The organism is Allobosea sp. 10N428, assembly GCF_056394545.1.
Genome location: NZ_JBFTIC010000004.1, coordinates 234990 through 258615, shown reverse-complemented (window position 1 = coordinate 258615; position 23626 = coordinate 234990). Strand labels below are relative to the sequence as shown.

Genomic DNA, 23626 nt, shown 5'->3' with positions numbered 1-23626 from the left:
TCATGCTCGGGCTCGACCCGAGCATCTCAGGAAAGAAGGGCGCCCCTTCCTGCAGGAGATTCTCGGATCTGCGCTGCGCTCCGCCCGAGAATGACGCTCTGCATTGCTCACACACTCAGCACCGCCGAAGTGAGAAGCTGCGTATAGGCATGGTGCGGATCGTCGAGGACCTGATCGGTCAGGCCCTGCTCGACGACGTTGCCGTCCTTCATCACCATCAACCGGTCGGTCAGGAGCCGGGCGACGGCGAGGTCGTGGGTGACGATGATCGCGGCGAGGCCGAGATCGCGCACCAGCACGCGCAGCAGATCGAGCAGGCGGGCCTGCACGGAGACGTCGAGGCCGCCGGTCGGCTCGTCCATGAAGACGAGGCGCGGTTCCGAGACCAGGACGCGGGCGATCTGCAGGCGCTGCTGCATGCCGCCGGAGAACTGGCGCGGCCGGTCGTCGATGCGGGCGCCCGCGATCTCGACTCGGCTCAGCCAGTCGAGCGCGCGCTCGCGGATCTGGCCGTAATGCCGGTCGCCGCGATCCATCAGCCGCTCGCCGACATTGCCGCCGGCGGTGACGTCCATGCGCAGGCCGTCGCGCGGGTTCTGGTGGACGATGCCCCAGGCCGTACGCATCAGGCGGCGGCGCTCCTGCTCGGAGACAGAGTAGATATCGAGCGGTTCAGACCCGCCGCGAAACAGCACCTCGCCCTCGTCGGGCTTGTCGATGCCGGCAAGGCAGCGCAGCAGGGTCGATTTGCCCGAGCCGGATTCGCCGACGATGCCGAGCACCTCGCCGGGCCAGAGATCGAAGGAGACATCGGCGCAGCCGATGCGCTCGCCGTAGAAGCGGCTGACATTGGCGACCGAGAGCAGGGGGGCGGGTTCGAGATCGAGCTCGGCGGGAGCGACGTGAAGGGTCATGGTGTCGTCTCCTCGACCAGCCCGCTCGCGGCGGCATCGCCCAGCATGGTGCCGCGATGGCCTTCGGCCCGGCGGGTCTCGCAGTAATGGCTGTCGGAGCAGACGAACATGCGCCCGCCGCGATCGTCGATCACGACCTCGTCGAGATAGCTGTCGGCAGCACCGCAGAGCCCGCAGGGCTGGGTCCAGCTCTGGATGCGGAAGGGATGATCCTCGAAATCCAGGCTGCGCACGCTGGTATAGGGCGGCAGCGCGTAGATGCGCTTCTCGCGGCCGGCGCCGAACAACTGGAGCGCGGGCGACATGTGCATCTTCGGATTGTCGAATTTCGGGATCGGCGAGGGCGCCATCACGTAGCGATCGTTGACCATGACCGGATAGTCATAGGTCTTGGTGATCTCGCCATAGCGGGCGATGTCCTCGTAGAGCTTGACCTGCATCAGCCCGTATTCGGCCCAGGCGTGCATCTTGCGGGTCTCGGCCTCGCGCGGCTCCAGCCTCCGCAGCGGCTCGGGCATCGGCACCTGATAGACCATGACCTGGCCGGGTTTGAGCGGCGCCTCCGGGATGCGGTGGCGGGTCTGGATGATCGTCGCCTCCTCCGTCGCCTCGCAGGTGCGGGCATCGGCGGTGCGTTCGAAGAACTTGCGGATCGAGACGGCGTTGGTGGTGTCGTCGGCGCCCTGATCGATCACCTTCAGCGTATCGTCCGGGCCGATGATCGCGGCGGTGATCTGGATGCCGCCGGTGCCCCAACCGCGGGCGAGCGGCATCTCGCGCGAGCCGAACGGCACCTGATAGCCGGGCACCGCGACCGCCTTGAGCAAGGCGCGGCGGATCATCCGCTTGGTCTGCTCGTCGAGATAAGCGTAGTTATAAGCCGGCTTCGTATCATCCGCCGGAATCTGGTGAAGGGTCATTCCGCAGCCTCCGGCATGCTGTCAGGCTCTTTGGCGTCCTGCTCGCGAGCCAGCCGTTCCTCGCGTTCGCGGCGGATGCGGCGGATCAGCTCGAGCTCGCCCTGGAAATCGACATAGTGCGGCAGCTTGAGATGCTCGACGAAGCCGGCCGCCTCGACATTGTCGGCATGGTAGAGGACGAACTCGTCCTGCTGCGCGGGGTAGTTGGTCGCCTCGCCGAAATCGCGCGCCTTCAGGGCGCGATCGACCAGCGACATCGACATCGCCTTGCGCTCGCTATGGCCGAAGACGAGGCCGTAACCGCGGGTGAATTGCGGCGGAACCTCCTTCGAGCCCTGGAACTGGTTGACCATCTGGCATTCGGTCAGGGTGACGTCGCCGAGATCGACCGGGAAGCCGAGCTCTTCCGGCACGAACTCGACCGCGACCTCGCCGACGCGCACCTCACCGACGAAGGGGTGGGTGCCGCCGAAGCCGCGCTGCACGGAATAGCCGAGACCGAGCAGGAAGCCCTCGTCGCCGCGCGCCATCGATTGCAGGCGCACGTCGCGGTCGGCCGGGAAGGAGACCGGATCGCGGGTGAGGTCGAAGGGGCGCGGATCGCCTTCCGGCGGCTCCTCGGCTTCCATCAAACCCTCGGCACCGAGGATATCCGGCACGCGGGGCATGGTCGCGTCGAGAGGGGCTTTCAGGCCGTCATGCTCGGGCTTGACCTGAGCATCTCTGGACACGGAGGTTCCGGTGCCTTCTTGTCCCGAGATGGCCGGGTCAAGCCCGGCCCTGACGGCGGGAGAATCCATCAGCGCGAAGTCGAACAGCCGATGCGTGTAGTCATAGGTCGGGCCGAGCACCTGCCCGCCCGGCAGATCCTTATAGGTCGCCGACACCCGGCGGCGGATCGCCATCGCGGCCGTGTCGAGCGGCTCGGACGAGCCGAAGCGCGGCAGCGTCGTGCGATAGGCGCGCATCAGGAAGGCGGCCTCGATGACGTCGCCCTGCGACTGCTTCAATGCGAGCGCGGCGAGATCCTGATCGTAGAGCGAGCCCTCGTTCATCACGCGGGCGCAGGCCAGCGCTTGCTGCTCGCGGATCTGGGCAACGCTGATTTCCGGCACGGCGGGGTCGCCGCGGCGCGCCTCGGCGACGAGGTCGTGCGTTGCGAGGATGGCGGCCTCGCCGCCTTTCACTGCGACATACATCAGCGAGCCTCCTCGATTTGCGTCGAGCGCGGCAGGCCGATCATACCGTCGCCATGGGCGAGCACGACATCGACGCCGAGCGGGTAGAGCGCGTTGTTCTCGCTAAGCTCCTCGACGACGCCGGGGCGCAGGCCCTGCGGCGCGACCGTGCGGGTGCCGGGAATACCGGGGCCGGAGAGGGTGAAGGCGGTGCCGCCCTCCAGCGCTGCGACCTGCACGATCACGGTGGTCGAGCGATCCGGGAACTGGTCGTTGCCGAGATTGAAGGCGGAAAGCTTCGGTTCATTTGCCGCGCCGTCGAGCACGGCGAACGCGGCCTTGGCGGGATCGTCGACCAGCGCGACGCCGCAATGGAAGCGCAGCCACGCGCCGGCCGCGCCGTCGCGCAGGGCTGCGGGCAGCCAGACCGGCGTCTCGTAATCGGCGAGCGACAGCAGCGCGGTCGCCGTAGCAGCGGCAAGACCCTCCGGCGGTGCGATCTCGGCTGCGACACGCTGCAGCGTGCCGGGCTCGGAAAGGGCGGCGAGCAGCGCGCGGAAGGCCGCCTGGGACTGGAAGACCGGATCGGAGAAGCCGGGGGAGATCATCGATTGCGGCGACATCACGAGCCCCTGACCAGCGTGAAGAAATCGACCTTCGTGGCCGCTGCCTTGCGGGAGGCGTGATCTCGGGCGGCCGCCTGCTGCGCCGCGAGAGCTGCGACGCCTTCATGCAGGCCGCCTTCGGCCTCGTCCTGAAGCCGGGCGTCCAGCAACGCGGCCAGCCGCGCCTTGCGGCCGTCGCGGCCGAGCGCATAGGAGAAGCCCATCCGTCCGGTCGAAAGGCGCACGACGCAGCGCGTCACCGTGGCCTCGCCTAGATTGAAGCGGCGGCCGGCACCGCCGGCGCGGCCCTCGACCATCACGGTTCCGGTTTCGGGGGCCTTGAGCACTTCATGGTCGGGTGGATCGCCCAACAGGGTCTCGATCTCGGTGCGGGAGGCGCGCGCCAGCGTCGCCATCCAGCCTTGTCTCGCGGTTTTCTGGCTCATCGGCGCGGGCTCGCTGGTCAGTTCCGAATGTCTAGACTATGCTAGGGGAGTTGATGGCAAAGGTCTATACTTTTCGGATGAAATTTTGATGACGGATGCGGCAATCGCGGAACGGGATGGCGGAACAGCCTGGCGGCGCATCGCCGATGAGCTGGCTGATGCGATCGGGCGCGGCGAGTACAAGCTCGGCGACACGCTGCCTGCCTCGGTCGCGCTGGCGGAACGCTACGGCGTGCATCGCCACACCGTGCGGCAGGCCTTCCGGCATCTGGCCGAGCAGGGGCTGGTCACGGTCGCGCGCGGACGCGGCACGCAGGTGACAGCGCCGCGCCTGCCTTATCCGATCGGACGGCGCGTCAGCATGCGCACCAATATGGGCAAGCTCGGCATCACCGGCACGAGCCGCATGTTGTCGGCCGAGACGGTCGTCGGCGAGGCGGCGGCCTGCACGGCGCTGGGCCTGAAGCTCGGGACGCCGCTGTGGTGCGTGCGGGGCGTAAGCCTCGCCGATGGCGTGCCGATGGGCACGGGCACGCATTGGCTTTCGGTCGAGCGCTTCCCGGATTTCGACAAGGTCTATCGTGAGGCGGCCGGTTCTATCACGGCAGCCTTCAAGGTCTACGGCATCACGGATTATGTGCGCCTCTCGACACGGTTGACGGCGCGGCTTGCCGATGAGCAGGAGGCAGAACTGCTGGAGATCGCGCCCGAGGCTGCCGTGATGATCTCGACGGCGGTGGATGCGCTGCCGGACCTGACGCCGGTGCATCTGGTCTCGAGCGTCTTCGCCGCCGAACGCATGGAAATGGTGATCGAGCCGTTCGGGGATCGTTGAGGAGTGTCATGCTCGGGCGTGACCCGAGCATCTCAGGACGAAGAGCCGCCTCTTGCCGCGGGAGAATCCCGGGTCTTCGCTTCGCTACGCCCGAGAACGACGGCCCAGGAGGTCAGCTCGCCCGCTTGCCGATGATGGCGAAGCGCAGCTTGCCAGAGAGGAAGTCGATGGCGGAGACGGCGGCGAGGATGAGCAGGATCAGGAAGGAGACCTGCTGCCATTCCAGCGTGCGGATCGTCTCGGCGAGATAGAGGCCGATGCCGCCGGCGCCGACGATGCCGATGATCGTCGAGGAGCGGGTGTTGGATTCGATAAAATAGAGCACCTGGCTCGCGATGACCGGCAGCACCTGCGGCAGCAGGCCGAAGCGGATCTCATGCGCCTTGCCGCCGCCGACGGAGGCGACGCCCTCGACCGCCTTGCGGTCGGCGGCCTCGATCGCTTCCGAATAGAGCTTGCCGAAGGCGCCGAGATCGCTGGTCATGATCGCGAGCATGCCGGCGAAGGGGCCGAGGCCCACGACGTTCACCCAGATCAGCGCCCAGATCAGCGCGTCCACGCCGCGCACCGTGTCGAGCGAGCGGCGGGCCAGGAAATGCACGACGCGGTTGGCGACGACGTTGCGCGCCGCGATGAAGCCGAGCGGAAGGGCGAGTGTCGCCGCCAGAACGGTGCCGAGAAAGGCGATGGCGATCGTCTCGAACAGCGCCTGCACGAAGATCAGGGCGCGGGCCCAGGAGCCGGGGTTGGGAGGCAGCATCAGGCCGACGAAGGAGCCGAGATTGCCGAGCCCGGCGAGGATCTTCCAGAGCGAGGTCTCAAGGGTCGTCAGCCCGTAGACGAAGAGGCCGAGCAGCACGGCGATGGTGCCGATGGTGGCGAGCTTCGTCTTGAGCGAGCCGCGGATCGCGGCCTGGTGGCGGTTGACGATGTCGGCGCGCTCGGCCGGGGTGAAGGCGAGGCTCATCGACCGTGCTCCAGGCTGAGGAGGGCGTGGCGCAGGCGCTCGGTGCCGTAGTCGATCAGCATCACCGTGACGATGATCAGCAGCAGGATGGCGCTGACATCGGTGAAGTAGAATTTGCGGATGGCCTCGATCAGATCCTGGCCGATGCCGCCGGCGCCGACGAAGCCCATGATCGAGGCGCCGCGGACATTGATCTCGAAGCGCAGCAGCGCATAGCTGGCGAAATTGGAGAGCACCTGTGGCACGACAGCGAAGCGCACGATCTGCCACCAGCTGCCGCCGGAGGCGATGACGCCGTCAACCGGCTTCAAGTCGATGTTCTCGACCACCTCTGAGAACAGCTTGCCGAGCGCGCCCATGGTATGGATGGCGATGGCAAGCACGCCGGGCAACGGGCCGAGACCGAAGGCGATGACGAAGATCAGCGCGAAGACGATTTCCGGAACGGTGCGGCAGAATTCGAGAAAGCGGCGGACAGTGAAGCGCAGCCATGCGGACCGGCCGAGATTGGCGGCGGCGGCGAAGCAGAACAGGAAGGCGCCGACGGCGCCGAGCACGGTGCCGACATAGGCGATCAGGATGGTCTGCCAGAGCAGCTTCAGCCAGTTCTTGAGGCCCCAATACCATTCCGCAAGGTCTGAGCCGAGGCTGGCGAGGCGCAGCGTCGGCAGCGTCTCGTAGATGTATTTCGGGAAGCGGTGGATGTTCGCGAAGAACTTGGCGAGATCGACCTCCGAGCCGCGCGCGGCCAGCAGGACGCAGACGATGAAGACGGCGGCGCCGATGAGCGCCTGGCGGCGCTTGGCCACGGCCGCCTGCCGATAGGTCTCGGCATGGGCCAGGATGGCCGGGTCGTTGCGGTCGATCGCGAGGGTCATGGCGGGGGCGCTTCCACTCCGTCTCGGGACCGGCTGGAGCCGATCCCGGACAAGGGCGTCATTCCCGGGCGAAGCGAAGCGCAGACCCGGGAATCTCTGTCGGGAGATGCCCGGGTCAAGCCCGGGCATGACGTGCTGATGATTACGACGACTTCTTCTTGCGGAGGTCGTCGACGAACTTGTTGAGCTCGATGATCGGGTCGTAGGCCTTGTTGTCGACGGCGACGAGCGGGCCCTGCTTGCCTTCATAGATCTTGTCGAAGGCGGCCTTGTCCTTGGTGGCGAGGTTCAGCACCGCGTCGCGGATTTTGGCCTTGAGGTCATCAGGCAGGTCGGTGAGATAGGCCATCGGCGAGTTCACGATCTGCTCGGACTTGTAGATGATCCGGAAGTCGTCGGCCTTGACCATGTTCTTGCGGGCCATGCGCTGCAGGTTCGACTCCTGCTCGTCGTTCCACCAGTTGGCGGCGATGTCGACGGTGCCCTGCTGCAGGGCGATGACCGCGTTCTCGTGGCTGCCGGTGTAGACGACCTTGGAGAAGAAGGTTTCCGGCTCGATCTTCATCTGGTTGAGGACGAAGCGCGGCACGTTGTTGCCCGAGGTGGAGTTCGGATCGACGAGGCCGAGATTCTTGCCCTTGAGGTCTTCGACCTTCTGATAGGGCGAGTCCTTCTTCACGTAGAAGACGGAGTGATAGCCCTTCGTGCCGTCGAGGTTGGTCTCGATCGCGAAGGCGTCGACCTTGGCGCCGGTCATGCGGGCGCGGGCGAAGGACGCCGGGCCGTACATGCCGATATGGATGTTGCCGGCGCGCTGGCCCTCGATGATCGCGGCGTAGTCATTGGCGATGCGCAGCGTCACCTTGGTGCCGAGTTCCTTGGCGAGATAGTTCACGAAGGGGGTGTAGCGCTCGACCACGCCCGAGGCGTTCTCGGCCGGGATGATCGCGAAGACGAGCTCCGGATACTTCGCCTTCCAGTCCTGGGCAAAGGCCGGGGCAGCGGTGGCGGCGAGGCCGGCGACGGCGAGCTTGAGGGTATGACGACGGGTCAGCATTGGGTCTGCTCCTGGTTGCTGTCGGGATGCTCTTTTCGCGGCGACGGCCTTTGGCCGCGCCGGCGATCCTTCGCTTGTCAGGCGATCTTCTGGCGGGCGCGCTTCGCCTCGGAGGCGGCGATGGCATCGAGCGCGTCCAGCGCCTCGGCGCCGGCATCCTTGGCTTCGATGCCGTAGAGTTCGGCTGCGACCTCGCGCGTCAGCGCCTGCGGCACGTCGTCGAACACGACCTTGCCGGCCGCCATGCCGATCAGCCGGTCGCAATACTTTGCCGCGATATCGAGGTCGTGCAGGTTGCACATCACGGTGATGCCGTCCTCGCGGTTGATGCGGAACAGCGCGTCCATGACGACTTGCGTGTTACGGGGATCGAGCGAGGCGATCGGCTCGTCGGCGAGGATGATGCGCGGCTCCTGGACCAGGGCGCGGGCGATGGCGACGCGCTGCTGCTGGCCCCCGGACAGGGTCTCGGCGCGTTGTGCCAGCAGATGCCCCATATCGAGACGTTCGAGCGCCGCAATGGCGCGGATCTTGTCGTCTTCGGAGAAGCTCTTGACCAGCGTCAGGGCCGCGGAGCGGTGGTTCAGGCGCCCGAGCAGCACGTTGGTCAGCACGTCCAGGCGGCCGACGAGGTTGAACTGCTGGAAGATCATCGCCGTGTCGCGGCGCCAGCGCCGCAGCGAAGCCCCCTTCAGCGCGGTGACCTCCTGCTCCTCGCAGGCGATCCGGCCGGATGTCGGCTCCGCCAGCCGGTTGAGCATGCGCAGCAGAGTTGATTTGCCGGCTCCGGACCTGCCGATCACGCCGACCATCTCACCCTTGGGGATCGACAGCGAGACATTGTCGACAGCATTCTTGTCGCCAAAGCGCTTGGTCAGACCTTCGATACGCAGCATGTGATGGGTTCTCGCGCACGATGCGGGCATGAGCGCAGCCCCGTCCGGCCCTGACCGTGGGGCAACTCATCTCCATGGCGACGAGAGCTAGCGGCGGCTGATGACAGCGACGTGACAGTGGCCGAAAGCGCGATCCGGTGACCTTGGATGGCCTCGTCAGAGCGCGTTCAGCAGCGCGTCGACGCAGGCGCGAACATAGGCTTTCCGTTGGGTGGCCGGCATCGGCTTCACCCCGAGAAGGCCGCGCAACTGGTGCAGGCCGCGCAGCATGCCGACGAACTGTTCGGCGAGGAGATCGGCTTCGGCAAGGCCGAGCGGCCGGGCAACGCCGTGGCCGACGCGTGACCGTTCGATGAGCAGCGTCACGATGGCGGCGCTCATTCTCTTGGCGCCGGCCTCATAGGCAGCGTGGCCGAGCTCGGGAAAGCGTGGCGAGGCGCTGACCACCAGCCGGTGCAGATCGAGAGAGGCCGGACGCAGCATGAGCTTGAGCATGTCCTCGCCCAGCTGCGTCAGGGCGCTGCGCAGATCGGCGGCGGGCGACGCCTGCTCGAGCGGCAGAGTCAACGTTTCCGTGAGGCCGGCACAAATCGCCTTGAACAGCGCCTCCTTATCGGCGAAATGGCTGTAGATCGTCTGTTTCGAAACACCGGCCCGATGGGCGATCTGGTCGAGGCTCGCGCGCTCGAACCCCTCCGCAAGGAAGGTTTCGGCGGCTGCGCGGGTGATGGCGTCGTGCTTGTCGGGGCGCGCGCGTTCGGCGGAAAGGGATTTGGCCGGGTTCGTTTCGGTCTGGTCGGAATCGAGCAGGCGTGTCTTGGCGCCGTTTCGCCGGAGGGGTTTCGGCACGGGTCTTGCCTCGGCGCCTGCCGGTTCGGTGAGAGGGGTTGCCCGGTGTCGACGGAGGGGGGTGTCAGCCATGCTCCCGCACACTTGGCCTCTTATCAAACTAGACTGTCCAGTCTAAGATAGTCGCGCGGTATTGGAGCGTCCAGTCTTATGAAGCGGTTTGTTCTCCTCGTCGTGGTCGCGGCGCTCGCGGGCGGCGGCTATTACGCTTACCGCAACCAGCGTGCCGGCACGCAGCAGGCCCAGGCCAGCGCCGTTTCCGGGCCGCGCGCCGTGCCGGTGGAGGTGGCTTCCGTCGAGACGATGACCGTCAACGAGGAGGTCGAGGCTCTCGGCACGCTCGCCGCGGATGAATCCGTGATCATCGCTTCCGAAATCGCCGGCCGCGTCGTCGCTCTCGGCTTCAAGGAGGGCGAGCGGGTCAAGGCCGGTCAGGATCTGGTCAAGCTCGATACCGCCATCCTCGATGCCGAGCTGAAGCAGGCGCTGGCCGATCTCGGGCTGGCGCGCGACACCAACGAGCGGCTGAGGGCGTTGGTGCAGCGCGGCTCGGGCACGCAGGTCGCGCTCGACGAGTCGACGGCGCGGCTCGCGTCCAGCGAGGCGCGCGTCCAGCTTGCCAAGGCCAAGCTCGCGCAATCGACCATCGTCGCGCCGTTCAGCGGCGTCGTCGGTCTGCGCTCGGTCGGCATCGGCGATTATGTCTCCGTCGGCAAGCCGCTGATCGTGCTGACCAGCATCGACCCGATCAAGGTCGATTTCCGGGTGCCGGAGATTTATCTGAGCCGCGTCAAGGTCGGCCAGCCCGTCCAGGTGCGCGTCGATGCCGTTCCGGACCGGACTTTCACGGGCCAGATCTTCGCGATCGACCCGGTCGTCGACGTCAACGGCCGCGCGATCCGCCTGCGCGCCAACGTTCCGAACGGCGACCTCGCCCTGAAGCCCGGCCTGTTCGCCCGGCTGTCGATCACGGTCGACCAGCGCGAGAACGCCATGGTCATCCCCGAGATGGCGGTGGTGCCCGACGGCGTTGGCAAGATGATCTACGTCGCCGAGAACGGCAAGGCGCGCCGCGTCGCGGTCGAGCTCGGCAAGCGCCTGCCCGGCAAGGTCGAGGTGGTCGGCGGGCTGAAGCCCGGCATGCAGATCATCACCGCCGGTCAGATGCGGCTGCGTGACGGCAGCACCATCTCCGTCAAGGAAAAGCCCGTCCAGACGAGCCAGCTCTGATGAGCCTGTTCGAGCTCTTCGTCCGCAGGCCCGTCCTTTCGACGGTTCTGAGCCTGCTGGTGATGCTGATCGGCATCGTCTGCTATGGCCGCCTCACCGTCCGCGAATACCCGAACATCGACGAGCCGATCGTCTCGGTGCAGACGATCTATCGCGGCGCCTCGGCCGAGATCATCGAGACCCAGGTCACGCAGATCCTGGAGAACTCGATCGCCGGCATCGAGGGCATCGAGATCATCTCCTCGGCCAGCCGCCAGGAGCGCAGCCAGATTTCGGTGCGCTTCCGCCCCGACATCGATCCCGACGTTGCGGCCTCCGACGTGCGGGACCGCGTCAGCCGCGTGCGCGGGCGCATGCCGGAAGAGATCGACGAACCGATCATCGCCAAGGTCGAGGCGGATTCGCAGCCGGTCCTCTACCTGTCGCTGACCAGCACCCGGCACAGCCCGCTCGAGCTGACCGACTTTGCCGATCGCTTCATCGCCGAGCGCGTCCAGAACATCACCGGCGTCGCCGAGGTCCGCATTCTCGGCCAGCGTCAATATGCGATGCGCATCTGGCTCGATCGCTCGCGCCTCTCCGCCTATGACGTTACCGTCCAGCAGATCGAGGCGGCGGTTCGCGCCCAGAACATCGAGATTCCATCGGGCCGGATCGAGAGCAGCGACCGCGAGTTCACCGTGCTGTCGCAGACCGGCCTGGTCACGCCGGAGCAGTTCCGCGAGATCGTGGTGAAGGATGCCGCCGGCTTCCCGATCAAGCTGAAGGATCTGGCGCGCGTCGAGCTCGGCGCGCTCGAAGAGCGCAACGCGGCCTGGTTCAAGGGCTCGCCCTCGGTGACCGTCGGCATCGTGAAGCAGGCGACCGCGAACCCGCTCGACGTCTCGTCCGGCGTGCGCGCAGCCTTGCCCGGCATCATCGAGGATCTGCCCGACGGCATGTCGATCGCGGTCTCCTACGACAGCTCGATCTTCATCGACCGCTCGATCAAGGCGGTGTTCCAGACGATCATCGAGGCGATCGTCCTCGTCGTTCTCATCATCTTCGTCTTCCTGCGCTCGCTCAGGGCGACGCTGATTCCGCTGGTGACGATCCCGGTCTCGCTGATCGGCTCCTTCGCGCTGATGTATGCGTTCGGTTTCACCGTCAACACGCTGACGCTGCTCTCGATGGTGCTCGCCATCGGCCTCGTCGTCGACGACGCCATCGTGGTGCTGGAGAACGTCCACCGCCATATCGAGGACGGCATGGAGCCGAACAAGGCGGCGATCCGCGGCATCAACGAGATCGCCTTCGCCGTGGTGGCGATGACGCTGACGCTGGTGGCGGTCTATGCGCCGATGGCGTTCTCGACCGGCCGCACCGGCAAGCTCTTCATCGAGTTCGCGCTCACGCTCGCCGGCGCGGTCTTGGTCTCGGGCTTCGTTGCGCTAACGCTGACGCCGATGATGTGCGCCAAGCTCCTGCGTCACCATGACAAGCATAGCTGGCTGTACAACGTGCTGGAGCGTGGCTTCGAGGGGCTGTCGCGGGGCTACAGGGCCTCGCTGCGCGCTGCGCTCACCGTGCGTCCGCTCGTCGTCCTGCTGGCGGTCGGCGTCGCCGGCGGCGGCTATTACTTCTTCACCCATCTGCGCTCGGAGCTGGCGCCTGTCGAAGATCGCGGCACGATCAACGTGATCGGCGTTGCGCCGGAAGGGGCGACCATGTCCTTCACGGCGAGCTATGCCCGCCGGGTCGAGGAATATTTCAGCAAGCTCCAGGAGGTGGATACCTATCTCGTCATCGTCGGCTTCCCCGACGTGACCCGCGCCATCGCCATAGCCCGGCTCAAGCCCTGGGAGGAGCGCGAGCGCAAGCAGCAGGATCTGGTCGCCGACATCACCCGCGAGCTCGGGCAGATCCCCGGCATCCGCCTCTTCGCCAACAACCCGCCCTCGCTGGGCCAGGGTAACGCCAACAGCAAGCCTGTGGAGTTCGTGCTGCGCTCCTCGGAGAGCTACGCCCAGCTCAAGAGCTATGTCGACCAGCTGATGCGGGAGGTCGCAGATTCTCCGGCGCTCTGGAACGTCGAGACGAACCTCATTCTCGACAAGCCGCAGATCCGGGTCACGATCGACCGGCAGCGCGCCGCCGACCTTGGCGTCGGTGTCGATGTCATCGGCCGCACCATGGAGACGCTGCTCGGCGGGCGACAGGTCACGCGCTTCAACATGAACAGCAAGCAGTACGACGTGATGCTGCAGGTCGCGGGCTCCGAGCGCAACACGCCGCAGGCGCTGCAATCGATCTATCTGATGGGCCGCAGCGGCGCAGTCGTGCAGCTGTCGAGCCTGGTCAAGATCGAGGAGACCGTCGCGCCCAAGGAGCTGGTCCGCTTCAATCAGCTGCGCTCGGCCACGATCACGGCGCTGCCTGCGCCCGGCTATTCGCTCGGCGATGCGCTCAAGGTGCTGGAGGACGCGACCGCACGCGTGCTGCCATCCTCGGTCCAGGTCGACTATTCCGGCCAGAGCCGCGAGTTCAAGCAGTCGGGCGCGAGCATCTTCCTCGTCTTCCTGCTGGCGCTCGGTTTCATCTATCTGGTGCTGGCGGCGCAGTTCGAGAGCTTCGTCGATCCCGTGGTGATCATGGTCTCGGTGCCGCTCTCGCTCACCGGCGCGCTCGCGGCGCTCTACTACACGGGCGGGACGATGAACGTGTACAGCCAGATCGGCCTGATCACGCTCGTCGGCCTGATCACCAAGCACGGCATCCTGATCCTGGAGTTCACCAACCAGCTGCGCGAGGAGGGCAAGGAGATGATCGACGCCCTCGTCGAGGCGGCGGAGCTGCGTCTGCGGCCGATCCTGATGACCACGGGCGCGATGGTGCTCGGCGCCGTGCCGCTCGCCATCGCCCATGGCGCCGGCGCGGAAAGCCGCTCGCAGATCGGCTGGGTCATCGTCGGCGGCATGACCTTCGGCACGCTGCTGACGCTCTATGTGGTGCCGGTCGCCTATAGCTATCTCGCCCGCAAGGTCCATGGCTCGCGCCACGGCGCGGATGAAGAGGCGCACGGGGCGCAGCTGCATCCGGCGGAGTAGGGCCACCTGCGTCATTCTCGGGCGAAGCGTAGCGGAGACCCGAGAATCTCCGGACGGGACGGCGCAGGAGTCTCTTTCGGCATGAGATGCTCGGGTCAAGCCCGAGCATGACGGCGTCTGCCGCCTGACTTATCCCCGCCCGTCCAACCCATGCCTATGCTGCGCGCGTCCCACCCGACCGAGGGGCTTCGCGAGGCATCGTGGGCCGGATGGGATTGCGGGCTTCACGCCCCGGGCCGTTGCGGGCCTGTCAGGCGTGGAGGTGCCGACTTCGCACGGGCCGAAACAGGCAGGCCCGCGCCCTCGCCGGGCGTCGAAGCGAGGCGGACCCCCAGATACCCGTGCGCGGAGCCGGGCAGCGCGAGGTCGTCGCTGTTCGACACCATCGACATCGACTCGACATCGGCACGCAGCCGTCGACTGCGAACGCCGCAAGGCTCCGCGCATCCCTCGGATACGCTTGCCCGAAAACCCCGCAGGCCAGTCCTGTACGGGGCTTTCGGTGCGGGTGCCGCCGGGCCGATACCGGTTGCGATGCCGGCTCGCTACTGCAGCCGCACCGACACGCTCTCGCTCGCGCCGGTGCCGTCGATCACCGAAATCCGCATGAAGCCTTTGCCCGGCGGCTGCCACTGCGTCTCGCGCCGGCGCTGCGGCTCGGTCACCGGCGATCCGTCGACCAGCCAGGTATAGGGCGGCGACCCGCCGGCGGCCTTGAGGTTGAGCTGGCCCTTGCCGTCGAGGGCGGCGGCGGAGAGATCGATACGCGCGCCGTCCGGCGGGAAGGCGAGCTTCAGCGTCGGCGTCGTCATCGCCGTCACGGTCTTGGGCACGTCCTGCCGGAGATGCCTGAGCGGCGGCGGCAGATGGCCGGTGCTGGCAACGATCGCGTCCGCCGGCTGCGGGAAGGGCCGTGGATCGATGCCGAGCCGGGCGAAGGCGTCGAACAGGATTGGCGCGGCCACCGTGCGCCCGACGAGGCCGGGCACGGCGCCATTGTCGGCCCGCCCGACCCACACGCCGATCGTGTGCTTGCGGTCGAAGCCGACGGCCCAGGCATCGCGATAGCCATAGGAGGTGCCGGTCTTGTAGGCGATGCGGCCGGGCACGGCGTTGAGTGGCGGCGGCGCGCCGAGCAAGGTATCGGCGACATACCAGGCCGCGACGGGGTCGACGAGGCGCGGGGCGGGGCCTGACGTGGCCGCCTGCTGGCGGAAGCTCAGCGGCAGCATCTCCCCGCCGCGGGCCAGCCCGACATAGGCGCGCGTCAGGTCCTGCAAGGTGATACCAAGCCCGCCGAGGCCTACCGCGAGGCCGGGCGCGCCGCTGTCCCTGGGCATGGCGATGGCGATGCCGGCATCGCGCAGCCGCGAGAGGAAGCGCTGCGGGCCCAGCGCCGAGAGCAGTTCGACGGCCGGCACGTTGAGCGAGAGCTGCAACGCCTTGCGGGCGCTGACCATGCCCTGGAAAGTCATGTCGAAATTTTCGGGGATATAGATGCCGTAGCGCGCCGGCCGGTCCTCCAGCATCGTCTCTGGATGGGCGATGCCGTTGTCGAAGGCGAGCGCGTAGATGAATGGCTTCAGCGCCGATCCCGGCGAGCGCAGCGCCCGTGTCAGGTCGAGCGAGCCGGCGCGTTCGGCCGCGAAGTAGTCGACGCCGCCAACCGAGGCGCGGACCTCGCCCGTCTCGTTGTCGACTGCGAGGATCGCGATCGAGACTTGCGGGGCTAGCCCCAGGCTGCGCTCGCGGGCGAGGCCTTCGAGCGAGGCTTGCAGCCTTGCGTCGAGCGCAAGCTTGTGGACCCGCAATGTCGGTGCTTCCGCAACGACCTGCTCGGCGACATGCGGACTCAAACTGGGGAACGGGCGGCGCGCGGTGGGGATCGGCTCGTCGCGGGCGGCGGCGACCTCGTCACGTGTCGCGAGCCCGGCCTGCTCCACCCGCTCCAGCACGCGCTCGCGCGCCTTGCGGGCGGCCTCGACGAAGCGGTCCGGCCGGCGCGTCTCGGGCGATTGCGGCAGGGCTACGAGGAGCGCGGCCTCGGCGGTCGAGAGCCGCTTCGGCTCCTTGCCGAAATAGGCAAAGCTCGCGGCGCGCACGCCTTCGAGATTGCCGCCGAAGGGGGCGAGGGTGAGATAGAGGTCGAGAATGCTCGCCTTGTCGAAGCGCCGTTCCAGCTCGACGGCACGGACGGCCTGCCGGAGCTTGGCGGCGAGCGTGCGCTCCTCCCGCGGTTCCAGCAGGCGGGCGACCTGCATGGTCAGGGTCGAGCCGCCGGAGACGACGCGGCCATTCGCCAGCATCTGGCTGGCGGCGCGCAGCATGCCCAGCGGGTCGATGCCGTGGTGGTTGTCGAAGCGCCTGTCCTCGAAGGTCTTGAGCATGGCGAGGTAGCGGGGATCGACATCGCCGTTGGTGACCGGCAGCTTCCAGCGCCCGTCCGCGGTGAGGAAGGGGCGCAGCAGCTTGCCCTCGCGGTCGAGCACCACGGTCGAGCGATCGGCCGCGGCGGAGAGGTCGAGCGGGGGGAGCGAGCGGGCGTAGACGGCGAGGGCGGTGGCTGCCGCAACGAACGCGAGTACGCAGACACCGGCGGCGATCTTCAGTTTATGAAAGTGGCCAGGGCACGGCGTCATGCTCGGGCTTGACCCGAGCATCTCCTGATCGAGATTCTCGGGTCTGCGCTGCGCTGCGCCCGAGAAAGACGGCCGTGTCTGCCCGCTCTCGCTCATCACTACCGCACCGACGTAATCTCCACCGTGCCGAAGCCGGTACGGCCGAAGCGATCCGGCCGGTACATGTCCTCGATCACGGCGGCGGGGGAGACGTAGCGGCCGGGCGAGACCGCCCGCGCGATATAGGCGACGGTGTAGGCGAGCTTGTCGCTCTTCGCGCCCGAGCGCTCGAAGGCGGCGACGAAGCGGTCGTCGCGCGACTCTGTATGAACCGGCGAAACCTCCTGCTTCAGCCAATCCAGCCCAGCGACCGAGGCGCCCTCCGTCAGGTTGGCGTTCTCGATCTCAAGGCCCGCTGGGACCGGATCGACCAGCAGCAAACGGCCGTAGCGCGGCGCGCCTTCCGAGACAGTTAGCGCCACGACATAGCGCTCGTTCTGGCGCAGGCGGGCGGGATCGGCGCGCTCGCCCTTCATCGTGTAGATCACGCGCTCCAGCCCGAAGCCCTGGTTCAGCGCCGGCTCCGGCGCGGTCGGGATGCCGGCGACGGTGATGACCGCCTGCGCACTGGCCGCGCCGGGATTGGCGATGGTCAGGGGCTTGCCCTCCAGCGCTTCGGCCGAGAGCGTGCGGTAGAGGGCGCCCTTCCGAGCGGCGCCATCGACGGTCAGCATCATGCCCTCGGCGTCCTTGGCCATGGCCTGCGCGGCCAGCACCATCCACATCTGCTCCTGCGTCGAGGTGTAGCTGTAGCGGGCGCTGTTGCGGGTGGCGTCGAGGATCGAGACGGCGCGGGAGATGTCGGCGCGCTCGCCGTTGGATTCGGCGATCAGGGCGAGCACGCCGGCGCCGTCGCGCAGGCGCGAGCCGTAATCGGGCCGCGACAGGCCGTCGTCACCAGCCTGCTGCAGCAGCCCGAGCGCGCTGCCGAAGGCGGCGCGGCCGCGGCCGCGATCGCCCAGTGCGGAGAGCGCAGCGCCGATCTGGGCGCGGGCGAGCGGGGTCGCGAAATCGCCGAGCTTGTTGTCGGCGAGGTAGCGTAGATCGCCCATCACCGGCCGGCCGTTGCGGGCGAGCACATAGAGCGCATAGGCGATGCCGGCGGCTTCCTCCTTGTTGATCTCGCTGGTGTTGACGACCTGGTTGCGCAGGCGGTCGAGCGCGAGGTTGAAGGCGATCTGCGGCACGGCGAACTGCTTCTCACGGGCCCGTGTCAGGAAGTCGGTGACGAAGGCATCGAGCCAGAGATCGTCGCCGCCGACGCCCCAGAGACCGAAGGAGCCGTTGCCGCCCTGCCGCGCCAGCACCCGTTCGATCGCGTTGACGACGCGCTCGTCGGCTTTGTCGTCGAGCGCGAGCTGCTCCAGCGAGGCGAGCTGGTTGACGGCGAGCAGCGGCAGCGCGCGCGAGACGGTCTGCTCGGTACAGCCATAGGGGTAGCGGTCGAGCGCCTTCAGCAGGGCAGGCACGTCGAGCGAGCCGAAGGGCGAGACGCTCACCGAGACCTGTCCCGAATTCGGCACGAGATCGGCCAGCAGATCGGCGGAGACGGTGATCGCTCCGCCATTGCCGGGGATGGCCCGGACGATCCGGCGCGCGATCGTAGCAGTCGAGGGCTGCACGCGTACGGCGAGGTTCTGCACCGTGCCGATACCGTTCGGCCCGGAAACGCGCACATCGAACTCGGCGCGGCCGAGCCCCGCGGCGGTGACGGGGATCGTCATCTGCGTCTTGGCGCCGGCGCCGAGCTGCATGGTGCGGCGGGTGGCGTCGGCCGCGACCAGCACCGGGCCCTTGACGTCGAGATCGACGGTATAAGCGCCGGCCGGCCCCTCGACATTGTCGACCTGGAGATGGAAGCGCGACTGGTCTCCGATGGCGAGGAAACGCGGCAGCGTCGCCTGCGCGACGATCTGGTCGCGCACGATCACATCGGCGCTGGCCTGGCCGGTGCGCCCGGCCGACCAGGCGACGCCCATGACGCGCACCGAACCGTTGAAGGCCGGCAGGTCGAAATCAATCTTCGCCGTGCCGTCCGGCCCGACCTTGACCACGCCTGAGTAACGCGCGAGCGGCTCCTGCGTCGGCTTCTCGCCTTCAAGCTGGGGAGCCCCGTCGCCGCCGGTGCGGATCGCGCCGCGCGTGCCCTGCATGCCGTCGATCAGATAGCCGTAGAGATCGCGCAGTTCGTGGCCGAGCTGGCGCTGGCCGAAGAAGAATTTGCTGGGATCGGGGCTCTCATAGCGGGTCAGGTTGAGGATGCCGATATCGACGGCGGCCAACGTGACATAGGCCTCCTCGCCCGGCTTCATGCCGGTGACCTTGACCGGCAGCGACAGCGTCGAGAGCGGGCGCACCAGCTGCGGCGCGCCGAGATCAACAGCCAGCGTGCGCTGCTCCTTGCCGATCTGGAACCAGGAAAGGCCGATGGCGCGGCCGGGCAGGCGCTTGGCGGCGGCGTCCATCGGGCGATGGGCGAGCACGACGAGATAGGCGCTGGCGCCCCATTCGGCCTTAATGGGAATGCTGGCGCTGGTGCCGCCCTCGGTGATGTCGATGGTGCGGATATCCGCGACCTTGTCGGTGATCACCGCGAGCGTCGCCTTGCCGGCGAAGCGCGGCGAGAGGCGAACCTGCAGGCTCTCGCCATCGGCGTAAGCTGCCTTGTCCAGCGCGACATCGAGCACATCCGGCGTATCCGCCGTCTTGTCGCTCTCATAGCCGACGCTGAAGGAGACCGAGCTTTCGGCCGCCTCAACGCCGTCCGAGGTCACGTCGAGCCGGTAATTGCCCCACTCGACCGGCGCAGCGATCTTTGCGCCCACGGCTTCCGCCACCGCGATCTCGCCATCGGCGACGCGGCGGGTGGTTTTCACGCCCTCATAGTTCCAGCGGCCGTCCTGGAAGAACCACTGATAGTTGCGGCGCACCTTCGACAGCACCCATTTGACGCCGGGCCGGGCGATGCGCTTGCCGTCGCCGGTCGCCATGATCACTTCGAAATTGGCGGTCTGGCCGTTGCCGAGGTCGCCGTCCCTGAAAAGCTTCTTGACGCCGATGGCGGCGCCCTTCGGCACGATCGGCAAGGTGACGGAGCGAGCGATGGCGCGCCCGCCGGGCTCGCCGACGCGCACGGTCATCTCGACCTCGAGCGGGCGGTTGGTGTCGGGCTGCTGCACGGGGTTGGTGATCACCGCCTTGCCGGCGGCGTCTGTCGTGGTGCTCTCCTCGAACTCGCTCTGGACCGGCTCGAAGGCCTCGTCGGTGAGGCCGACCTGATAGTCCTTGAAGCCGGGGATGGCGCTGGCACCCGCGGCACGGATGGTCATCGAGCCGGTGACCTCGAGCTCGGAGCCAGGCGCGCCGTAGAGATAGCGCGCGGCGACGTCGAGCTCGGCCGGCTGGCCGGCCTGAAGCAGCGGTGCCTTTGGCGTCAGTGTCAGTTCCAGGCGCTCGGGCACATAGTCCTCGACGAGGAAGGAGGTCTCGCCGATCGCCTGCCCCTTCGGATCGGAATAGGCGAGGACCCGCCAGGTGCCGGTCGCGGCGCCGGAGACGAGCTGGATCGAATGGGCACGGCCGCCGGCACCCTGATCCTCCACCTGACGGCGGCGATACTCGACGCCATCAGGACGCTTGACGACGATGGTCAGCGGCAGACCCGTGACGGCGGCGCCCTTGGCGTCGCGCAGCAGGGAGGTGAGATAGACCGTCTCGCCCGAACGGTAGACGCCGCGCTCCGTGTAGAGATAGGCGTCGAGGCCGGCAGGCGCGACGCGGCCCTTCACGCCGCGATCGGAGAGGTCGAAGGCGGTCTGCTTCAGGTCGAGGAAGCCGTAATCCTCGGCGAGCGAGGCGGTGACGAGGCCGGGCGCATTGCCGCCCTGGCCCTTGGCAAGCCCTGCATCGAAGCGGGCATAGCCGTTTGCGTCGGTCTTCGCCGTGCCGAGCACCTCGTTGTTGCGCGCGATGAGGCGAAGTTCCGCATTGGCCACGGGCTTCGCATCGGCGAGCGAGCGTGCCAGCACATGCACGCCGTCCGGGCCGGTGAAGGAGGTCAGGCCGAGATCGGAGACGACGAACCATTGCGTCGCGCGGGTCGAGCCGTCGTCATAGGAATCGCTATCGTCACTGACGGGCGCGGAGGCCGGCCCGCCCGAAGGCTTGGCGAACATCACATAGACGCCGGGCTTGAGACTGCCGACAGCTTCCGTGACAGGGAAGGCGGTGATCACGTCCTGGTTCAATTCGGACTTCACGTCCATCGTGCCGGTCCAGACGCTCTGGCCCTTATCGCCCGAGATCTGCTTTGCCGACCATGAGCCGAGCTGACCGAGGAAGTCGTCGGAATGGACGGAGTTGATCAGGTTGCGGTCGCCGATCCGCATGACCTCGAGGTCGAGCTTGCCTGAATTGACCGAGACGACCGGGATGCCCTGCTGGCCGGTGCGCGGCAGCACGTAGTTCTTGCCGGTGAAGCGCACCGAGGGGGTGCGATCACGGACATAGATCTCGTAATCGGCCGATTTCAAAAGGGTCTCGTCGGGAATGGCCGAGGGCACGCCCTGGCGGATGACGACGCCATAGCGCTCGCCATGCTTGAGGCCGTCGACGCAGATCTGGCGATCCTCGGCGCTGACGGCGAAATCGCCTTTTCCGTCGGAGATGGCGACATAGGGCGCGAAGTCGACGCGTCCGCGTGCCAGCGCTTCCGAGAACTCGAAGCAGGCGCGCGGGGAGGCGGCGTCGGAATCGGTCTTGTTTGAGATCAGGCGGAAACCGCGCTTCTCGCGCAGGCTCTCATAGGAACTCTGCAGCGCAGGGTTGGCGGCAAGGTCCAGGCTGAGGCGATAGGTGGTCAGCGCGGGGCGCCACAGCTCGTTCTTCTCGAAGGTCTGGGCGAGCACGCCGAGCGACGCCGCCTCGTCGCTGCGGGTGGTCGCTCGGCTGTAGGCGAGATAGGCAGCGGCGATGGCGCGCTCGCGCAGCTCCCAGCGCTCGCGGTAGTCGCGCGGTTCGATGGCGTTGGCGGCGCGCGCCATCAGGCGCCAGCCGGCGGAATTGGTGGAATCCGCGACGATTGCGGCATTGGCCTGGGGCAGGGCGGAGCGGGCATCGCCGCGGGCGAGCGCGATCTCGCCGGCCCGCACGGCGTCGGCTGCGGAGCGGTTCCCGGCCGAGACCTCGCGCTTCAGGCGCTCCTCCAGCCGCTGCCCGTCGGAGAGCAGGTCGTTGCGGACATAGGCCTTCTGGGCGAAGGCGGGTGCGGCCGAGAAGGTCAGGCAGAGGGCGAGCGCGAGACGGGAAAGCAGGGTCATCGTCGTTCCTCTTCGTCGGCCGGCCCGCCAGGGTCGGCGGCAAAGGCTTCGGGCCGATGACGGCGTGAGACGGGGCCGGCAGGCTATCACCGCCCGGCGCGCGTTCAAGTCATGCGAATGCAGGTCGCACCGGCGGGACGCAAGCCGCCACAACTTCCGACGGAGCTGCTTTGCCATGGTTGCGGCGCGGCGCGTTCTGACGCTCAATGCAGCCGCTCTGCCCCCGCCTTGAGGACGAGATGATGCCGCGCGCCTGCCAGACCCGCCTGCGAATCGGACGAGCTCGCGCCGCGGTGCTGGCGCTCGCGCTGGTGGCCGCGCCGCATGCGGGCGCTTGGGCGCAGGCGCCCGGCGCGCAGGCTCAGGCGCCGAATCCGCAGATGGCGGCGGCGCAGGCGAGTTTCGAGGCTCTGCCCGAGGCCGAGCGCAAGGCGATCCAGAGCGATTTGATCTGGGCCGGCCAGTTCAACGGCGCGGTCAGCGGCGCCTTTGGTCCCCTGACCTTCCGGGCGATCAACACCTTCAAGGGCGCGCGTGGGTTGGCTGACGGTATGCTCCTTCCCACCGAGCGGGTCGCCCTGGCGAGGACCGCGCAGGTCGCGCGCGACCTGGCCGGCTTCCGCATTCTGGTCGACGAGAAGACCGGCGTTCAGATCGGCATCCCGACGAAGCTGCTGCCGAGGCGCGACGCGACGCCCTCCGGCGGCAGCCGCTGGCAGAGCGCCGACGAGAAGGTCACGCTCGACACTTCCGCCTCGCCGCCGGGCGAGGACCTCGCCGCGCTCTTCGAGAAGGCGACAGCCGTCAACCCGAACAGTCCCCGCAAGATCACCTACAAGCTGCTCCGGCCGGAGTTCTTCGTGGTGACGGGCGAGACGCCGACCGGGCGGTTCTATCGCCGGCTCGCGGCCGGGCCGCAGGGGCTGCGCGGCTTCTCGATCGGCTACGACAAGGCGGTCGCGCCGACGGTCGACAGGCTCGTCATCGCGATTGCGGCGAGCTTCGAGCCCTTCCCGACCGGGGCGGTCCCCCCCGCGCCTCCGTCGGTCGCCGGTGCGGCCAGCCCGCAGGCCGGGCTGCCCTCGCAGGCGGTGCCGGCCGTGCGCAGCAACGAACGTTATGGCGTCGCGATCGCGCTCAATGAGCGGATGGCCCTGAGTGTCGCGCCAGCGGTCGATGGCTGCCGCAGCCTGCGCGTCGGTAATCGCGCCGGCAAGCTGCGCCTGAAGGACGATGCGAGCGGGCTCGTCCTGCTCGATCTCGACGGCACGGGTGCTACGAAGCCGCCCGGCCTGCGCGCGGAGGCGCCGCGTGCCGATGAGGCGCTGGTGCTCGTCGCCTTTGGCAACGATGCCGGCAAAAGGGTTGCTCTGGCACTGCCGGGGCACAGCGTGCAGGCGGCCGGCGCCAAGCCTGCGCTGCGGGCGCCCCTGCAGCCTGGACAGGCCGGCGCCCCCGCCTTCGACCGGCAGGGGCGTCTGGTCGGGATCGTCACCGACAACCCCTCCGACAAGGTCCTGATCGCCGGCATCGCGCCGCAGCGCAGCTACGCGCTGGCCGATGCCGCTGCCATCCAGGCGATGCTCGGCAAGGCCGGCGCCTCGCTATCGCCGGCTGCGGCGGGCACCGAGCTCAGCACCGGCGCGGTGGTCGAGCGGGTATCGGGCAGCGTTCTGCCCGTCATCTGCAGCCTGTAGCATCCGACTAAATCGCAGGTTGTCACCCGCCGCGCGATCGGCTCAGATAAGCCGTCGTACCAAGGGAGCCCC

Annotated in this window: 16 protein-coding genes; 4 read left to right on the top strand and 12 right to left on the bottom strand. The window is 67.9% G+C overall.

The annotated features are described in order from the left end of the window. Nucleotides 1-107: 107 nt before the first annotated feature. Genes phnK through phnG form a run of 5 tightly spaced genes read right to left on the bottom strand, consistent with a single transcriptional unit; the run spans nucleotide 108 to nucleotide 4063 of the window. A complete protein-coding gene (phnK, locus tag AC1DDA_RS15240; RefSeq protein WP_441509636.1) occupies nucleotides 108-914 on the bottom strand; it encodes a phosphonate C-P lyase system protein PhnK in 807 nt (268 codons plus the stop codon). Next, nucleotides 911-1834 (bottom strand): alpha-D-ribose 1-methylphosphonate 5-phosphate C-P-lyase PhnJ, encoded by a 924-nt coding sequence (locus AC1DDA_RS15235; RefSeq protein ID WP_476780669.1) that lies wholly within the window; start codon nucleotides 1832-1834, stop codon nucleotides 911-913. Before AC1DDA_RS15235 ends, phnK begins: the two co-directional genes overlap by 4 nt. Then, entirely contained in the window at nucleotides 1831-3033 is a 1203-nt protein-coding gene (locus AC1DDA_RS15230) for a carbon-phosphorus lyase complex subunit (protein WP_476796378.1), read from the bottom strand. Before AC1DDA_RS15230 ends, AC1DDA_RS15235 begins: the two co-directional genes overlap by 4 nt. Continuing rightward, a complete protein-coding gene (gene phnH, locus AC1DDA_RS15225) occupies nucleotides 3033-3635 on the bottom strand; it encodes a phosphonate C-P lyase system protein PhnH (RefSeq protein ID WP_476796377.1) in 603 nt (200 codons plus the stop codon). Before phnH ends, AC1DDA_RS15230 begins: the two co-directional genes overlap by 1 nt. Beyond that, a complete protein-coding gene (gene phnG, locus AC1DDA_RS15220) occupies nucleotides 3635-4063 on the bottom strand; it encodes a phosphonate C-P lyase system protein PhnG (RefSeq protein WP_476796376.1) in 429 nt (142 codons plus the stop codon). The genes phnH and phnG overlap by 1 nt, the downstream gene beginning before the upstream one ends. Nucleotides 4064-4151: 88 nt before the next feature. On the opposite strand from phnG, the gene phnF reads away from it, so the two are divergent. Beyond that, nucleotides 4152-4898 (top strand): phosphonate metabolism transcriptional regulator PhnF, encoded by a 747-nt coding sequence (gene phnF, locus AC1DDA_RS15215; RefSeq protein WP_476796375.1) that lies wholly within the window; start codon nucleotides 4152-4154, stop codon nucleotides 4896-4898. 112 nt (nucleotides 4899-5010) lie between these two features. Here the strand turns inward: phnF and phnE (AC1DDA_RS15210) are convergent, their stop codons facing one another. The 5 genes from phnE (AC1DDA_RS15210) to AC1DDA_RS15190 all read right to left on the bottom strand — a co-directional run bounded on the left by phnE (AC1DDA_RS15210) (nucleotide 5011) and on the right by AC1DDA_RS15190 (nucleotide 9545). Continuing rightward, nucleotides 5011-5865, bottom strand: a complete 855-nt coding sequence (gene phnE, locus AC1DDA_RS15210; RefSeq protein ID WP_441509630.1) for a phosphonate ABC transporter, permease protein PhnE — start codon at nucleotides 5863-5865, stop codon at nucleotides 5011-5013. Then, nucleotides 5862-6743, bottom strand: a complete 882-nt coding sequence (gene phnE / locus AC1DDA_RS15205; protein WP_476796374.1) for a phosphonate ABC transporter, permease protein PhnE — start codon at nucleotides 6741-6743, stop codon at nucleotides 5862-5864. Before phnE (AC1DDA_RS15205) ends, phnE (AC1DDA_RS15210) begins: the two co-directional genes overlap by 4 nt. A gap of 142 nt (nucleotides 6744-6885) precedes the next feature. Beyond that, a complete protein-coding gene (gene phnD / locus AC1DDA_RS15200; protein ID WP_441509628.1) occupies nucleotides 6886-7800 on the bottom strand; it encodes a phosphonate ABC transporter substrate-binding protein in 915 nt (304 codons plus the stop codon). Nucleotides 7801-7877: 77 nt separating this feature from the next. Then, complete coding sequence (gene phnC, locus AC1DDA_RS15195) at nucleotides 7878-8696, bottom strand: phosphonate ABC transporter ATP-binding protein (RefSeq protein WP_476796373.1); 819 nt, start codon at nucleotides 8694-8696, stop codon at nucleotides 7878-7880. Nucleotides 8697-8852: 156 nt separating this feature from the next. After that, nucleotides 8853-9545, bottom strand: coding sequence for a TetR/AcrR family transcriptional regulator (locus tag AC1DDA_RS15190; RefSeq protein ID WP_476796372.1), 693 nt, complete (start codon nucleotides 9543-9545; stop codon nucleotides 8853-8855). A 150-nt stretch (nucleotides 9546-9695) separates the two neighbouring features. Here AC1DDA_RS15190 and AC1DDA_RS15185 point away from each other — a divergent pair, with 150 nt between their 5' ends. Together AC1DDA_RS15185 and AC1DDA_RS15180 are read left to right on the top strand one after the other, a co-directional pair. After that, nucleotides 9696-10775 carry an efflux RND transporter periplasmic adaptor subunit gene (locus tag AC1DDA_RS15185; protein WP_476780676.1) on the top strand — a complete coding sequence of 360 codons (1080 nt, stop codon included), beginning with the start codon at nucleotides 9696-9698 and terminating at the stop codon, nucleotides 10773-10775. Continuing rightward, nucleotides 10775-13861, top strand: coding sequence for an efflux RND transporter permease subunit (locus AC1DDA_RS15180; RefSeq protein WP_476796371.1), 3087 nt, complete (start codon nucleotides 10775-10777; stop codon nucleotides 13859-13861). The genes AC1DDA_RS15185 and AC1DDA_RS15180 overlap by 1 nt, the downstream gene beginning before the upstream one ends. 545 nt (nucleotides 13862-14406) lie before the next feature. On the opposite strand, the gene pbpC is transcribed toward AC1DDA_RS15180, so the two are convergent. Further along, nucleotides 14407-16500, bottom strand: a complete 2094-nt coding sequence (pbpC, locus tag AC1DDA_RS15175) for a penicillin-binding protein 1C (protein WP_476796370.1) — start codon at nucleotides 16498-16500, stop codon at nucleotides 14407-14409. 98 nt (nucleotides 16501-16598) lie between these two features. Beyond that, a complete protein-coding gene (locus tag AC1DDA_RS15170) occupies nucleotides 16599-21857 on the bottom strand; it encodes an alpha-2-macroglobulin family protein (RefSeq protein WP_476796369.1) in 5259 nt (1752 codons plus the stop codon). A 242-nt stretch (nucleotides 21858-22099) separates the two neighbouring features. On the opposite strand from AC1DDA_RS15170, the gene AC1DDA_RS15165 reads away from it, so the two are divergent. Then, on the top strand, nucleotides 22100-23554 hold the full coding sequence (locus tag AC1DDA_RS15165; RefSeq protein WP_476796368.1) for a peptidoglycan-binding protein: 1455 nt from the start codon (nucleotides 22100-22102) through the stop codon (nucleotides 23552-23554). The last annotated feature ends 72 nt before the right edge of the window (nucleotides 23555-23626 follow it).

Excerpts from the sequence above, each read along its gene's own strand:
- pbpC (WP_476796370.1), bottom strand. The coding sequence starts at position 16,500 with ATGACGCCGTGCCCTGGCCACTTTCATAAACTGAAGATCGCCGCCGGT.
- phnE (WP_441509630.1), bottom strand. The coding sequence starts at position 5,865 with ATGAGCCTCGCCTTCACCCCGGCCGAGCGCGCCGACATCGTCAACCGC.
- AC1DDA_RS15230 (WP_476796378.1), bottom strand. The coding sequence starts at position 3,033 with ATGTATGTCGCAGTGAAAGGCGGCGAGGCCGCCATCCTCGCAACGCAC.
- AC1DDA_RS15165 (WP_476796368.1), top strand. The coding sequence starts at position 22,100 with ATGCCGCGCGCCTGCCAGACCCGCCTGCGAATCGGACGAGCTCGCGCC.
- AC1DDA_RS15185 (WP_476780676.1), top strand. The coding sequence starts at position 9,696 with ATGAAGCGGTTTGTTCTCCTCGTCGTGGTCGCGGCGCTCGCGGGCGGC.
- AC1DDA_RS15170 (WP_476796369.1), bottom strand. The coding sequence starts at position 21,857 with ATGACCCTGCTTTCCCGTCTCGCGCTCGCCCTCTGCCTGACCTTCTCG.
- AC1DDA_RS15235 (WP_476780669.1), bottom strand. The coding sequence starts at position 1,834 with ATGACCCTTCACCAGATTCCGGCGGATGATACGAAGCCGGCTTATAAC.
- AC1DDA_RS15180 (WP_476796371.1), top strand. The coding sequence starts at position 10,775 with ATGAGCCTGTTCGAGCTCTTCGTCCGCAGGCCCGTCCTTTCGACGGTT.
- phnH (WP_476796377.1), bottom strand. The coding sequence starts at position 3,635 with ATGTCGCCGCAATCGATGATCTCCCCCGGCTTCTCCGATCCGGTCTTC.
- phnG (WP_476796376.1), bottom strand. The coding sequence starts at position 4,063 with ATGAGCCAGAAAACCGCGAGACAAGGCTGGATGGCGACGCTGGCGCGC.
- phnF (WP_476796375.1), top strand. The coding sequence starts at position 4,152 with ATGACGGATGCGGCAATCGCGGAACGGGATGGCGGAACAGCCTGGCGG.
- phnD (WP_441509628.1), bottom strand. The coding sequence starts at position 7,800 with ATGCTGACCCGTCGTCATACCCTCAAGCTCGCCGTCGCCGGCCTCGCC.
- phnE (WP_476796374.1), bottom strand. The coding sequence starts at position 6,743 with ATGACCCTCGCGATCGACCGCAACGACCCGGCCATCCTGGCCCATGCC.
- phnC (WP_476796373.1), bottom strand. The coding sequence starts at position 8,696 with ATGCTGCGTATCGAAGGTCTGACCAAGCGCTTTGGCGACAAGAATGCT.
- phnK (WP_441509636.1), bottom strand. The coding sequence starts at position 914 with ATGACCCTTCACGTCGCTCCCGCCGAGCTCGATCTCGAACCCGCCCCC.